The following is a 250-nucleotide window of genomic DNA, read 5'->3' on the forward strand; positions in this document are numbered from 1 at the left end:
GGGGCTGCCCCTGGGCGGCGTTGAGCACGGCCGCGGCTTCGCTGTTTTCCGGTGCGGGCAGGCTCGGCGCCGCCTTCCCGATCATCGGCGACGGCAGGGCACGATCCATGTCCTGCATCCCTGCGTAGAGCAGAACCACGAGTGCGCCAAGCGCCAGCAGCGGAATCCAGATGTGTGCGCGCATCAACTGACCTGCTGCGCCGTGGCCCCAGAGGCGGTGGCGCTTGCGCTGCGCGTGGCGCGCCAGTAG

The 250-nt window shown here is 70.4% G+C and carries 1 protein-coding gene; it reads right to left on the bottom strand.

The genetic code is table 11. The annotated features are described in order from the left end of the window. On the bottom strand, positions 1 to 184 hold a 184-nt coding region (locus tag SB717_RS38180), incomplete at its 3' end, for a hypothetical protein (RefSeq protein WP_410908398.1). Positions 185 to 250 lie beyond the last annotated feature (66 nt).

This window comes from Priestia sp. SIMBA_032 (assembly GCF_046535215.1).
GTDB lineage: Bacteria > Bacillota > Bacilli > Bacillales > Bacillaceae_H > Priestia > Priestia aryabhattai.